Genomic DNA, 13017 nt, shown 5'->3' on the forward strand with positions numbered 1-13017 from the left:
TGTTAGTAATTTTCCCGAAAAAGAAAGTTAACTAAAAAGTACAGTATGAAACTAATATTGAAAATTTTAATCACAGCGATTGGAGTAATCATTTTATCCAAAATATTACCTGGAGTAGAAGTGAGTGATTTCCTTTCAGCTGTTTTTGTAGCAATTACTTTAGGATTTTTACGTTTGTTCGTAAAACCTATCTTAATATTTTTGACACTACCTGCAACCATTATTACACTTGGATTATTCCTTTTTGTAATCAATGCAATAATCATTCTATTAGCCAGTAGTTTAGTAGATGGATTCTATGTTTCAGGTTTTTGGACGGCTTTACTATTTAGCTTGTTATTATCGCTCTTTCAGTCGTTATTCAATCCGATGTTAGAAGAAAAGAACTAAAAATAGTTGAATAAGAACAATTTAATGGTTTGCTAGATTGGTAAAAATCACTAATTTTGCAGCCTATTTTTAATTATTACAGAATAAATTACGTAAAAAATGAATATTACAAAAGAGAATGTTGATGCATTGAATGCAGTTGTAAAAGTTGATATTACAGCAGCAGATTATCAAGATAAAGTAACTAAAGTTTTACAAGATTACCGTAAACAAGCTAACATTCCAGGATTTAGACCAGGACAAGTGCCGATGGGATTAGTGAAGAAGCAGTACGGAAAATCTGTAATGATTGACGAAGTAAACAAATTATTACAAGAAGCTTTAAATAAGTTTATCACGGAGGAAAAATTAGACATTTTAGGAAACCCACTTCCAAAAGAAAACGAAAACTTTTCTTGGGATGCTGAAGATTTTTCTTTTGAGTTCGAATTAGGATTATCTCCTGAGTTTGATGTAAACTTAGATGCAGGTGATAAAGTAACTTATTATAACATTTCTGCTGATGAAGAATTAATCAACAAAGAGATTGAGAACATCCGTGGTAGATTTGGAAAAATGATTTCTCAAGAAGAAGTAATCGAAGGAGCTACTATTGTTGGTACTTTCGTAAGCGAAGATGGAGAGATTGAAAATAAAGCTACTTTCGTTTTAGAAGACATCAAAGGAAAAATGAACAATAAAAAGTTCATGGGTAAAAAAGTTGGAGCTGAATTAAAATTAAAAACTAAAAACTTATTCGAAAAAGTAGAAGTTTTAGCAGCTGCAATGGGGAAAGATGAGGAAGAAGCAAAAGCTTTAGAAGTAAACTTAACTTTCACTATTGAAGAAATCAATACACAAGAGTTAGCAGAAGTAAACCAAGAGTTATTCGACAAATTATTTGGAGAAGGAAACGTTACTTCAGAAGATGAGTTAAAAGCAAAAATCAAAGAAGATGCTGAGAAGCAATTCGTTGGTCAAGCTGATCAAACTTTCTTAAACAAACTTACAGAATATTTAGTAGAAAATACTTCATTCGAATTACCAGCTGAGTTCTTAAAGAAATGGTTAGCTGTCGCAGGAGAGAAGCAATTAACTGCTGAAGAAGCTGAAGAGCAATATGCAAACTCTGAGAAAGGATTACGTTACCAATTAATCGAAGGTAAGATTATGAGAGATAACAACATCCAACTTTCTTACGAAGATTTAAAAGAGCACACAAAAGGATTCATCATCCAGCAATTAGCTCAGTTTGGAAACACAAACCCAGAAGATAGCGAAGTAGATGAAATTGCAAACAAAGTATTATCTAACCAAGAAGAAGCTAAGAGAATTTCTGAGCAATTAGTAGCTCAAAAAGTATTAGAGTTCTTCAAAGAGAATGCTAAGTATGCAACTAAAGAAGTAAACTTCGAAGATTTCATCAAAGAGGTTTACAACAAATAAGAAATTTATTTAGTTTACGAGAATAAAAAAGGCTGTCAATTGACAGCCTTTTTTTATATCTATGAATTATCGATTAGTTTTCAACTTTGAATAATTCTGTATAGTATTTATAGAATAATGGAATTGTTTCAATACCTTTTAAGTAATTAAACACTCCATAGTGCTCATTTGGCGAGTGAATCGCATCTGAGTCTAATCCGAATCCCATTAAGATGGATTTACTTTTTAAAACTTCCTCAAATAAAGCAACAATAGGAATACTTCCTCCAGAACGCTGCGGAATAGCAGAAACACCAAAAGATTGTGTGTATGCTTTGTTTGCAGCCATGTATCCAATATTATCAATCGGTGTTACATAAGCTTTTCCTCCGTGGTGAGGAGTTACTTTTACTGTTACAGCTTCAGGAGCAATCTTAATGAAATGATCCATGAATAATTGTGTAATCTCTTCTGGATCTTGATCTGGTACTAAACGCATTGAAATTTTAGCAAAAGCTTTAGAAGGAATTACAGTTTTTGCTCCTTCTCCAATATATCCTCCCCACATTCCATTTACATCTAAAGTAGGACGAATTGAATTTCTTTCGTTTGTAGTATAACTAGTTTCTCCATAAACATCTTTAATATCTAAAGCGTTCTTGTAGTTTTCTAAAGAAAAAGGTGCTTTTGCCATTTCTGCTCTTTCTTCATCAGAAAGTTCGATTACTTTATCGTAAAAACCAGGAATTGTAATATGATTGTTTTCATCATGAAGAGAAGCAATCATTTTATTTAAAATATTAATTGGATTTGCTACAGCTCCTCCGTATAATCCTGAGTGTAAATCTCTGTTTGGTCCTGTTACTTCTACTTCTACATAAGATAAACCTCTTAATCCTGTTGTAATAGAAGGTTGCTCATTAGAAATCATTCCAGTATCTGAAATAAGAATTACATCGTTCTTAAGTTTTTCTTGATTTCTTTCAATAAACCAACCTAAACTTGGAGAACCAATTTCTTCTTCTCCTTCGATCATGAACTTCACATTACATGGTAAATTATCATTTTGAATCATGTATTCAAAAGCTTTTACATGCATGTACATTTGTCCTTTATCATCACAAGCTCCACGAGCGAAAATTGCTCCTTCTGGGTGTAATTCTGTTTTTTTGATCACTGGTTCGAAAGGTGGTGAATCCCATAATTCGATAGGATCTGCTGGTTGTACATCATAATGACCGTAAACTAAAACTGTAGGTAAGTTTTCGTCAATCATTTTTTCTGCATAAACAATTGGATAACCTGGAGTTTCACAAATCTCAACTTTATCACATCCTGCTTTTTCTAAGCTTTCTTTTACAGCGTCTGCAGTATTTAAAACATCTTGATTGTATGCTGTGTCGGCACTAATAGAAGGAATTTTAAGAAGATCTACTAATTCGTTGATAAATCTTTCCTTATTTTCTTCAACGTATGATTTTATATTTTCCATTAATTTAATGTAATTTTGAAGTAAGTTATTGAATAATAACTTTTTAAAATATCTTGTAAACTCTACAAAGTTTATCTTAATTAAGAAAGTAAAGATATTTATAAAAAAACTTTAAAAAAAATAAAAAAAATACTTGCGTGGTTAAATCTTATCCGTATATTTGCACTCACAATAACCAAGCGGGCGTGGTGGAATTGGTAGACACGCTAGACTTAGGATCTAGTGCTTCACGGCGTGAGAGTTCGAGTCTCTCCGCCCGCACAAAAGCTAACTGAACAAGTTAGCTTTTTTTGTATCTATACTTTTCGTAAATTCGGGTAGATATTCCTTCAATATTGAATTAAACTTTTTAAAAGATAATATCATGGTTATTCATAATTTAGAATTAAATAATTCTTTAGCAAACAAATATATTGCAGAGTTAAGAGATGTAAATATTCAAAAAGACAGCATGCGTTTTCGTAGAAATATCGAGCGTATTGGTGAAATTTTGAGTTATGAATTTAGTAAAACTCTAAGTTATGTTGAAAAAGATGTCGTAACGCCACTTGGAACTAAAAAGAGTTTATTGCCAGAAAACGATATCGTAGTTTGTTCTATTTTAAGAGCAGGTTTACCAATTCACAATGGAATTTTAAATTATTTTGATGGAGCAGAAAATGCTTTTATTTCAGCTTATAGATATCATCCGAATAATGATGCGGAATTTGAAATTAAAGTAGAATATTTAGCTTCGCCTTCTTTGGAAGGAAAAACTTTGATTATTGCAGATCCGATGTTGGCTACAGGAAATTCTATGGTAGCTGTGTATGAAACATTATTAAAACACGGAAATCCAAAAGAAGTTCATGTATTTGCTGTTATTGGAGCGAATCAAGGTGTGGAATTAGTAGCAGATAGTTTGCCAGAAAACACACATTTATGGATTGCAACAATTGATGCTGAATTAAATGATCATGGATATATTATTCCTGGTCTTGGAGATGCAGGAGATTTGGCATTTGGGTCAAAGCTTTAATGAATAAAATATTGATATTGCATATATATAGAGCATCCTATTAGAATATATAGGATGCTTTCTTTTATCCACAAACCTCTAATTTCTTGTACAAAATTTGCCAGAATTGTTGCACAAGGAAAGATTAAGAATAATAAAATATCTGGATTTTTATCAGAACTAAAAGCGATAATTACCAGAGAAAGTAGAAAGCTTAAAATTAAAATTCCCCAAGAATATTTAGAATTATTTCCCTGACTTGCAATTTTTGGTGTTGTAATTAAAATGGAAAAAAGAGCTAAAATTCCTAAAATTGATAATGGTAAAATCATGGAAATACTCTGATTATAAACTTCAAATTCGGTGTTGTAATAAAAAGTAAATGAGTTTAGAAATAAATCAGGTTGTTCTATCAAAAGGGAATAAGTATAAAATAATGTGATTGGGAATGAAAAACCGATGATTGGAATCAATAGTGTTCTGAAATTAACTCTTTCATAAATTACTAAACTGATGTAAATCAAAATTCCGAAGACGATACTCCAATTAAAAAATAAAAATGAAATTGCTAACCAAAAACCTACATCAAATAATTTTAATTTGATGTTTTTGATGGAATTTAGACTGAAAATTCTCCTAAAAAATAAAATCAAGAAGAAATTTGAGATAAAAATTAGATTCCAATGAATGGCTTGAGGCAACATTGCAAAAATCAAAATAACTAAAAAATCTCCGTAAGAGTTTTTCTTCACTAAGTTATTTTTTTTAATAACAAAAGAATAAATACTAAGAAAAACCGCAGAAAATAAGAGAATTCCAATACTTTCCGAAATATTTGTAAAACTGTAATTCTCAGATATATTTTTAAAAAAAGATATAATTGAAATTACAATCAGAAGGAAAATAATGGTTAATAAATTTATTGGTTTTGTTTTATTAAAAAAATTGGCAATCATCACTATATTTTATACTTTTGCAAAGTAAATATAATTAAGATATGATTGCAAACAATATTTTTAAGGCTATAGGTGATTTCTTTACAAATGTAGCATTCGCACCTTTGGATACACTATACAATATGAACTGGTGGTCAGCAAACCTACCAAGTTGGATTTTTATCATTATTACATTCGTGGCATTCTTCTACTGGATGGGGCAATTATTGAAGTTTAAGAAAGAAGGAAGAGAGTAGGAAAGAATTCTTGAATAATATTGTTTAAATTACAAAATACAAAGTGGTAATATGTAGATACATGTTACCATTTCTTGTAATAAGTAATAAGGAAATGTTTTTTAAGATGTATAAACTTTAAAAATAGAATCTTTTGGGAAGTAAAAATAAATTAAAACGATTTAACGAAAACGATACATTTGATAATGTAATTCAGCCAACAAGAGAAGAGGTTGTAAATGGTTTTCAATGGAAGGGAAAATGGAATTCTTTTTTTAAAAATGACAATCCGATTGTATTAGAATTAGGATGTGGAAAGGGAGAATATACAGTTGCTTTAGCTAGAAAAAATCCAAATATTAATTATGTTGGAGTTGATATTAAAGGAGCAAGATTTTGGAGAGGAGCGAAAACAGCAATTGAAGAAAATTTAGATAATGTAGCTTTTGTTCGTACGCAAATCGAATTGATTGATCTGATTTTTGCTGAAGGTGAAGTTTCTGAAATTTGGATTACTTTCCCAGATCCTCAGATTAAATATAAAAGAACGAAGCACAGACTTACAAATCATGCCTTTTTAGAGAAATATGATCATATCTTAAATGAGGAAGGTGTGGTGAACTTAAAGACAGATAGTGAGTTTATGCACGGTTATACTTTAGGACTTTTACATGGTGAAGGGCATGAGGTGATTTATGCAAATCATGATGTGTATAAAAATCATGGAGCTCCTGAAGAAGTTGTTTCTACTCAAACTTTTTATGAGAAACAATATTTAGAAGTAGGAAAAGCTATTACTTATATAAAATTTAAAATCCGTTTTTAAGAACGGATTTTTTTTGCGAAAGGGAACGAAAAGCCCGACCCGATAGGGTTTCGCTATGATGAATAAAATAAATATTCTTTAAAGACAAGAAAGTAAATTGTCTACTTTATTTATAATTACATCGTGATCTATGAATGCCATGGAGAATATTCCGGCGATGATCAGAAGTTTCAGGATGTTGTGAATTAAATTATATTGCTTTTGTGATTTGCTTCTCCATAATAGAATTCCGCAAAGAACTAAAACTCCCATGCTTGCGTAGAAATAATAACGCATTCCACCAATTTCTGGGTTTTTGAATAGGAAATAAATAGGGTCAAAAGCAAAAAGAATCAATAAACTTGTAAGTATTTTTGCGAAATGTTCTCCGTAAACAATCGGAATTGTCTTGTAATTTTGGACAACATCTCCTTTGATTTTTTCTAAATCTTTTACCAATTCTTTAATCAAAAGTATACAAAACACAAAAGCTGCGTGTGTGAAAATTATGTATGAGAAGTTTTTGAAATAGACAAAAATTGCAAAAAATGGTAGAATAGTAAGTGTTGCTGCAGAGAACAAACTTACTAATGGGTATTTTTTTAGTTTGTGTGAATAAAACCAAATTAGGAAAATATACGTTGCAAAAAATAATGCTGCTCTAAATGATACGATGAAAGAAATTCCGACACCGATAAAATTTAAAGTGAAATAAATGCTTAGTTTGGTTTTTTGACTGACAATTGCGTCGAGTTTCGATTTTTCAGGTCTGTTGATTCTGTCTGTGTCCGAATCGTAGAAATTATTGATTATATATCCGGAAGCAATCACACAAATAGTGGAAAGTACGATGATATATAAATGAAAATCGAGAAGAATATTTATTAGCGATCTGTCATGAGAAAATATAAATATGGAAGCCATATATTGAGCGAACACTAATATGGCGATATTATATCCTCTCACAACAGAAAGTAAGCTAAATAACTTTATATAGAAAGGGTATTTCTTAGCAGGTGTATTTTTTTTAGCTTCTTCTAATAAATCCATAGCAAAAATTTGCTTAAAAACGATACACCAATTCTATTCTATAATCTTTTAATTGTTCCTTTGCTTTTTCAAAGTCAGGTGCGAATCCTAAAATATATCCACCACCACCAGAACCACAAAGTTTCAGGTAGAAGTTGTTAGATTCAATTCCTGATTGCCATACTTGGTGAAATTTCTTTGGAATCATTGGTTGGAAATTGTCTAAAACAACTTTTGAAAGTTTCTTTACATTTCCGAATAATGATTTTACATTTCCTTTTAAGAAATCATCGATACAAGCATCTGTATGTGCAGAGAATTCTTTGCTTAACATATTACGGAAACCTTCATTTTTCATTTTATTCATGAAAATATTTACCATCGGCTCCGTTTCTCCAACCATTTGAGAATCTAATAAGAAAACAGCTCCTTTTCCTTCTTCTTTTTGTGAAGGAATTCCTGCTGGCTCAATATGATCTTTTGAGTTGATAAGAATAGGAATGCTTAAATAACTATTTAATGGATCTAAACCAGAACTTTTTCCGTGGAAGAAAGATTCCATGATAGAAAAAATTTGTTTTAGTTGTAATAGTTTATCTCTTGTTAAATTTTCTAGAACTGTAATTTTATGGTTTGCATACTTATCATAAAGCGCAGCAACTAATGCTCCAGAACTTCCCACACCATATCCTTGTGGAATGCTAGAGTCAAAATACATTCCTTCGTTGATATCTTTCTCTAATTCGTCTAAACGAAAAGAAAGCAAGTCCGGAAATTCGGCTGTTTTTTCTTTTAAATAAGTATAAAACAATTGTAAGTTTTTGTTTGAAAGCGCTGCACTTTCATTCAAAACTTCTTCTTTTTTCAAAGTTCCTTGATAAGAATTATAAGGAATTGCTAACCCTTTCGAGTCTTTAATAATTCCATATTCTCCGAAAAGAAGAATCTTTGCATAAAATAAAGGTCCTTTCATAATTTAATTCCCATTTAAGAAGCAAAGATAGTAATCATTTCTATATTAGTACTTTTATTTAATGCATAAATGAATATTTTAATTTTATTTTCACATTGTAATTAAATGAAAACGTTATTTTATTGAGTATGAAAAAGTAATTTGTTAAATAAATAATTGAAAAGTTAAAATCGTTTCGGATTAGTTTTTTTTATTTAAAATCAAGACATTTGCAGGCTTATATAATTTTTCATTTTTATGAATGAACAAATATCTATTACTGGTTTAGGTTCCATTTCCGCTTTAGGGAGTGAGTTTGCAGAAATTTACGAGAATTATCAAAATCCGAAACACTTTTTAAAAGAAGAAGACTTTGGAAAGTTTTCTGGGATTGTTAGTTCTATTTCTGACGATTTAGAACAAAAATTAGAAGAAATTAGAAATTCAGATCCCAAATATAAATCGATAGATAAATCTGTATTATTTGCAATTTTTTGTGCAAGAAATGCAGTGAAACAAGCTAATTGGAATATTTCAAATTTTGGAATTAATGTAGGTTCTTCAAGAGGAGCTACGGAGCTTTTTGAAAAATTCCATGAAGAATTTACAAAACATCCACTTGGAAAAACAAATACTTTAAGTTCTCCTACAACTACATTGGGAAATATTGCTTCTTGGATTGCACATGATTTGCAAACAGAAGGTCCTACAATTAGTCATTCGATTGCTTGCTCTACAGCTCTACATTCTATATTAAATGGAATTGCTTGGATTCAATCAGGAATGTCCGATGCTTTTTTGGTAGGAGGAACAGAAGCTTCCAACACACCTTTTACTGTTTCTCAGATGAAAGCTTTGAAGATTTATGCAGAGCCGAAAAAAGATTATCCTGTTCGAACTTTAGATTTTGAAAAAGAGAAAAACGGAATGGTAATCGGAGAAGGTGCTGCGATGATGTGTTTGGAAAAAGGAAAGAAAGAAAATGCACTTGCATATATAGAAGGTGTAGGATATGCTACAGAAGTTTTGAAACATAATGTTTCTATTTCTACCAATGCAGACTGTTTTCAGAAGTCGATGAAGATGGCTTTGAAAGGTGTAAATCCTGAAGAAATAGACTGTATTGTTATGCATGCACCAGGAACCAAAAAAGGTGATAGCTCTGAGTTTAATGCTATCGAAAAAATATTTGGTGAAAAAAAACCAGCACTAACAAGTAATAAATGGAAAATAGGTCATACTTTAGGAGCCTCGGGAGCGCTAAGTATGGAATTGGCAATTTTAATGCTTCAAACACAAGAATTTATTACAATTCCATTTTTATCAGAACAAAAAATACCGAATAAAATCAACAAAATACTAGTAAATGCAGTAGGATTTGGAGGAAACGCAGTAAGTATTTTACTTGCACGTAATTAATTCCTTTTTATTCTTTACATTTGGATAAAATTTCAGAAATAAAACTTATGAGTGAAATTAGACACAATTGGACGAGAGAAGAAATACTTGAAATATATAACAAACCATTAATGGAGCTTTTATATGAAGCAGCAACGATTCATAGAGAGCACCATGATCCAAATCAAGTACAAGTAAGTACTTTATTATCTATTAAAACAGGAGGATGTCCAGAAGATTGTGGATATTGTCCGCAAGCAGCACGTTATCATACAGATATTGAAGGAAATGACTTAATGTCAGTTCAGCAAGTGAAAGCTCAGGCTTTACAAGCAAAAGCTGGAGGATCTTCAAGAGTTTGTATGGGAGCATCTTGGCGTAATGTAAAAGATGGACCAGAATTCGAAAACGTATTAGAAATGGTTCGTACAATCAACAAATTAGATATGGAAGTTTGTTGTACGTTAGGAATGTTGACAGAAAATCAAGCAAAAAGATTAGCAGAAGCTGGACTTTATGCTTATAACCACAACTTAGATACATCAGAAGAATATTATAAAGAAGTAATTTCTACAAGAGGATATGAGGATAGAATCAAAACTATCGAGAATGTTCGTAAAACAAACGTAACTGTTTGTTCTGGAGGAATTATTGGAATGGGAGAAAAATTAGAAGATAGAGCAGGAATGTTAGTTTCACTTTCTACTTTTGCTCCACACCCAGAATCTGTGCCAATTAATGCTTTAGTTCCAGTAGAAGGCACTCCAATGGAAGAGCAAAATGTAGTAGAGATTTGGGAAATGGTAAGAATGGTTGCTACAGCAAGAATCGTGATGCCAAAAACACAAGTTCGTCTTTCAGCTGGTAGAACAGAGATGTCTCAAGAAGGTCAAGCAATGTGTTTCTTTGCAGGAGCAAATTCAATTTTTGCAGGAAGTAAATTATTGACTACTCCAAATCCTGATGTAAATGAAGACATGAAAATGTTTGATAAATTAGGATTAAATCCAAGTAAGCCATTTATCAATATCATGAAAAAACCTGAAACTGTAGAAGCAGAAGATTCTAAATATACAGCACAAGGTGAGAAACCAAAATGGTCTAGACCAGGACATGAAATTGACAGAAATGTTGCCGCTACAGAAAAGGCAAAAGAAATTAGAAAAGCAGAAAAAGTGAACTCATAATTCACTTAATTTATAGAATAAAAAAAGCCCAGTTTTTGATTTAAAACTGGGCTTTTTTAATAGTAGAGGATTAGTAAATAATTTTTGTCTCCAAAATTCTTGCTCCTCTATATTTATCTTTGATTTTGTTTAAAACTCTAACAGCTTCAATTTTTGTTTTAAAATTTCCGATTCTAAGTTTATATTCTGGACTAGAATAGAATAATGAAATCTCGATATCAGGAAAATCTTCTTTAAATTCCTTCTTTTTTTTACGAGTTTCTGCTTCCTTTCCATTAAAAAGCTGAATTTGGTAACCATCGATAAAATTGTCATGGTCTCTATTGAACTCAATCTTTTGTTCAATTAATTCAGTGATCTCAGTGCTCTGATTTACCTGTGCAGTAGCTTTTGAGAAATAAAAGCAACTAACTAAAAATGAGATAATAAATACCTTTTTTTTAAGTGTTTTCATTATAAATTATAATTTTTTGTAAAAGTAATACATTGTGTTTTAAATGCTTAAAAATACATCTTATTTAGAATCGATATAAATTATATCATAAGGTATAATTCGATTTCGATTTTTCCTTATAAATAGTACTTTTGTCAAATCAATTCAAAAACTAAGCAGTTTGCTGTATTGATTGAAAATTTTGTACCAAACAAGAAAGAAAACATATAATTTAAGTATGAAAAGTGTGAATCAACACAGTCCATTATCGAAGCTAATGAAACTTAGCTTTGCTTTCCTTTTGTTTTTTACCATTAATTTATCAGCACAACAAGGTGATGCTACTAAAGGTAAACAACTTTTTAATTCAAATTGTGCAGCCTGTCACAAATTAGATAAAAAACTTATTGGACCTCCATTAAAAGGAGTTACAGAAAGAAGATCAAATGAATGGCTACAAGCTTGGATTAAAGATAATCAAGCATTAATTAAGTCTGGAGATGCAGATGCAAAAGACCTTTTTGAGGAGTATAACAAAATGCCAATGCAGGCTTTCCCTCAATTATCTGAGCAAGATATTAATGACATCTTGGCATATACTGACGGTAAACCAGCTGCAAAAGCTGAAACAGTTGCTGCTGGAGGTGGAGATGATATGTCTCAAAGCCCAGAAGTATTAGCTGGTAAAAAAATATTTAACACAAACTGTGCCGCTTGTCACAAATTAGACAAGAAGTTAGTAGGACCTGCTTTAGGTGGAATTACTGATAAGAGAGAGACAGATTGGTTAAAAGCATGGATTAAAGATAATGCAGCTTTACGTGCTTCTGGAGATGCTTTAGCAAAAGAAGTATTTGAAGAAAATGGAGGAGCTCCAATGACAGCTTTCCCTCAATTATCTGATGAAGATTTAAATGCAATTTTAGCTTATACAAAATACGGAGGTAAAAAAGAAGGTGATGAAAAGGAAGTTGTTGAAGAAACAGCGAAGAAAACTCCTTTCCCATGGCAAGCTACCATAGCTGCTGTTGTATTATTAGTATTCTTAATTTGGGCATTTACAAAAAATAAAAACGGATTCGTTAAGTTCTTATCATTAATCGTTGTGTTAATTGGTGGTGCTTGGTTTGCGTTTAGTTATATGATGCAAGTTGGTGTTGATCAAGATTATCAACCAATCCAACCAATTGCATTCTCACACAAAATTCACGCAGGAGATAACAAGATTGACTGTCAATACTGTCACTCATCTGCGAAACACTCAAAAACTTCAGGAATTCCTTCAGTAAACGTTTGTATGAACTGTCATAAAAACATTACAGAATACGAAGGGCCTGTTACTACAGAGCATGATAAAGCTTTCTATGATGGAGAAATCCAAAAGATTTATGATGCAATCGGATTTGATCCAGAAACAAGACAATATATTGAAAACTACGAACAAAAGCCAATCGAATGGGTTCGTATTCACAACTTACCAGATTTTGCATATTATAACCACTCACAACACGTAAATGTTGCAGGAATTAAATGTCAAAAATGTCATGGTCCAGTTGAAACTATGGATGAAGTTTACCAATACTCTCCATTAACTATGGGATGGTGTGTTGATTGTCACAGAGAAACTGAAGTGGATATGACAAAGAATGGATACTATAAAAAGATCCATGAACAATTGGCGAAAAAATACGGTGTGGTTAAAGTTACCGAGGCTCAAATGGGTGGTCTAGAATGCGGTAAATGTCACTATTAATTAATT

Annotated in this window: 13 protein-coding genes and 1 tRNA gene; 9 read left to right on the forward strand and 5 right to left on the reverse strand. The window is 31.4% G+C overall.

Going from position 1 to position 13017, the window contains the following annotated elements; all coding sequences use genetic code 11:
* Positions 1-45: 45 nt before the first annotated feature.
* Positions 46-390, forward strand: coding sequence for a phage holin family protein (locus tag I0K12_RS04760; protein WP_196885747.1), 345 nt, complete (start codon positions 46-48; stop codon positions 388-390).
* Positions 391-489: 99 nt separating this feature from the next.
* Positions 490-1815 carry a trigger factor gene (gene tig, locus I0K12_RS04765; RefSeq protein ID WP_196885748.1) on the forward strand — a complete coding sequence of 442 codons (1326 nt, stop codon included), beginning with the start codon at positions 490-492 and terminating at the stop codon, positions 1813-1815.
* Positions 1816-1888: 73 nt separating this feature from the next.
* Here tig and I0K12_RS04770 read toward each other — a convergent pair whose 3' ends face one another.
* The gene (locus tag I0K12_RS04770; RefSeq protein ID WP_196885749.1) at positions 1889-3286 is read right to left on the reverse strand and encodes a dipeptidase; all 1398 of its coding nucleotides are present in this window, start codon (positions 3284-3286) and stop codon (positions 1889-1891) included.
* Positions 3287-3465: 179 nt separating this feature from the next.
* Here I0K12_RS04770 and I0K12_RS04775 point away from each other — a divergent pair.
* Together I0K12_RS04775 and upp are read left to right on the forward strand one after the other, a co-directional pair.
* Positions 3466-3547: transfer RNA gene (locus tag I0K12_RS04775), tRNA-Leu, on the forward strand.
* Between the two features lie 103 nt (positions 3548-3650).
* Complete coding sequence (gene upp, locus I0K12_RS04780; protein WP_196885750.1) at positions 3651-4304, forward strand: uracil phosphoribosyltransferase; 654 nt, start codon at positions 3651-3653, stop codon at positions 4302-4304.
* Here the strand turns inward: upp and I0K12_RS04785 are convergent.
* The gene (locus I0K12_RS04785; protein ID WP_231372703.1) at positions 4301-5239 is read right to left on the reverse strand and encodes a DUF6427 family protein; all 939 of its coding nucleotides are present in this window, start codon (positions 5237-5239) and stop codon (positions 4301-4303) included. The genes upp and I0K12_RS04785 overlap by 4 nt on opposite strands.
* A 41-nt stretch (positions 5240-5280) precedes the next feature.
* Here I0K12_RS04785 and I0K12_RS04790 point away from each other — a divergent pair, with 41 nt between their 5' ends.
* A complete protein-coding gene (locus I0K12_RS04790) occupies positions 5281-5475 on the forward strand; it encodes a DUF6341 family protein (RefSeq protein ID WP_196885752.1) in 195 nt (64 codons plus the stop codon).
* 133 nt (positions 5476-5608) lie between these two features.
* Entirely contained in the window at positions 5609-6280 is a 672-nt protein-coding gene (gene trmB / locus I0K12_RS04795; protein WP_196885753.1) for a tRNA (guanosine(46)-N7)-methyltransferase TrmB, read from the forward strand.
* A 78-nt stretch (positions 6281-6358) separates the two neighbouring features.
* On the opposite strand, the gene I0K12_RS04800 is transcribed toward trmB, so the two are convergent.
* Together I0K12_RS04800 and I0K12_RS04805 are read right to left on the reverse strand one after the other, a co-directional pair.
* Positions 6359-7309: a geranylgeranylglycerol-phosphate geranylgeranyltransferase gene (locus tag I0K12_RS04800; RefSeq protein ID WP_196885754.1), complete on the reverse strand. Its 951-nt coding sequence runs from the start codon at positions 7307-7309 to the stop codon at positions 6359-6361.
* 13 nt (positions 7310-7322) lie between these two features.
* On the reverse strand, positions 7323-8261 hold the full coding sequence (locus I0K12_RS04805; RefSeq protein ID WP_196885755.1) for a mevalonate kinase: 939 nt from the start codon (positions 8259-8261) through the stop codon (positions 7323-7325).
* A gap of 237 nt (positions 8262-8498) precedes the next feature.
* Between I0K12_RS04805 and I0K12_RS04810 the strand changes: the two genes are divergently transcribed.
* Positions 8499-9659: a beta-ketoacyl synthase N-terminal-like domain-containing protein gene (locus I0K12_RS04810; RefSeq protein ID WP_196885756.1), complete on the forward strand. Its 1161-nt coding sequence runs from the start codon at positions 8499-8501 to the stop codon at positions 9657-9659.
* 47 nt (positions 9660-9706) lie between these two features.
* Positions 9707-10825, forward strand: a complete 1119-nt coding sequence (gene bioB, locus I0K12_RS04815) for a biotin synthase BioB (RefSeq protein WP_196885757.1) — start codon at positions 9707-9709, stop codon at positions 10823-10825.
* A 70-nt stretch (positions 10826-10895) separates the two neighbouring features.
* Here bioB and I0K12_RS04820 read toward each other — a convergent pair whose 3' ends face one another.
* A complete protein-coding gene (locus I0K12_RS04820) occupies positions 10896-11279 on the reverse strand; it encodes a hypothetical protein (protein ID WP_196885758.1) in 384 nt (127 codons plus the stop codon).
* A 217-nt stretch (positions 11280-11496) separates the two neighbouring features.
* Here I0K12_RS04820 and I0K12_RS04825 point away from each other — a divergent pair, with 217 nt between their 5' ends.
* Positions 11497-13011, forward strand: coding sequence for a c-type cytochrome (locus I0K12_RS04825; RefSeq protein ID WP_231372704.1), 1515 nt, complete (start codon positions 11497-11499; stop codon positions 13009-13011).
* Positions 13012-13017 lie beyond the last annotated feature (6 nt).

The organism is Aureivirga sp. CE67 (genome assembly GCF_015767245.1).
In the GTDB taxonomy this organism is placed as follows: Bacteria; Bacteroidota; Bacteroidia; order Flavobacteriales; family Flavobacteriaceae; genus Aureivirga.

Excerpts from the sequence above, each read along its gene's own strand:
- I0K12_RS04820 (WP_196885758.1), bottom strand. The coding sequence starts at position 11,279 with ATGAAAACACTTAAAAAAAAGGTATTTATTATCTCATTTTTAGTTAGT.
- I0K12_RS04805 (WP_196885755.1), bottom strand. The coding sequence starts at position 8,261 with ATGAAAGGACCTTTATTTTATGCAAAGATTCTTCTTTTCGGAGAATAT.
- I0K12_RS04825 (WP_231372704.1), top strand. The coding sequence starts at position 11,497 with ATGAAAAGTGTGAATCAACACAGTCCATTATCGAAGCTAATGAAACTT.
- bioB (WP_196885757.1), top strand. The coding sequence starts at position 9,707 with ATGAGTGAAATTAGACACAATTGGACGAGAGAAGAAATACTTGAAATA.
- upp (WP_196885750.1), top strand. The coding sequence starts at position 3,651 with ATGGTTATTCATAATTTAGAATTAAATAATTCTTTAGCAAACAAATAT.
- tig (WP_196885748.1), top strand. The coding sequence starts at position 490 with ATGAATATTACAAAAGAGAATGTTGATGCATTGAATGCAGTTGTAAAA.
- I0K12_RS04790 (WP_196885752.1), top strand. The coding sequence starts at position 5,281 with ATGATTGCAAACAATATTTTTAAGGCTATAGGTGATTTCTTTACAAAT.
- I0K12_RS04800 (WP_196885754.1), bottom strand. The coding sequence starts at position 7,309 with ATGGATTTATTAGAAGAAGCTAAAAAAAATACACCTGCTAAGAAATAC.
- I0K12_RS04770 (WP_196885749.1), bottom strand. The coding sequence starts at position 3,286 with ATGGAAAATATAAAATCATACGTTGAAGAAAATAAGGAAAGATTTATC.
- I0K12_RS04810 (WP_196885756.1), top strand. The coding sequence starts at position 8,499 with ATGAATGAACAAATATCTATTACTGGTTTAGGTTCCATTTCCGCTTTA.
- I0K12_RS04785 (WP_231372703.1), bottom strand. The coding sequence starts at position 5,239 with ATGATTGCCAATTTTTTTAATAAAACAAAACCAATAAATTTATTAACC.
- I0K12_RS04760 (WP_196885747.1), top strand. The coding sequence starts at position 46 with ATGAAACTAATATTGAAAATTTTAATCACAGCGATTGGAGTAATCATT.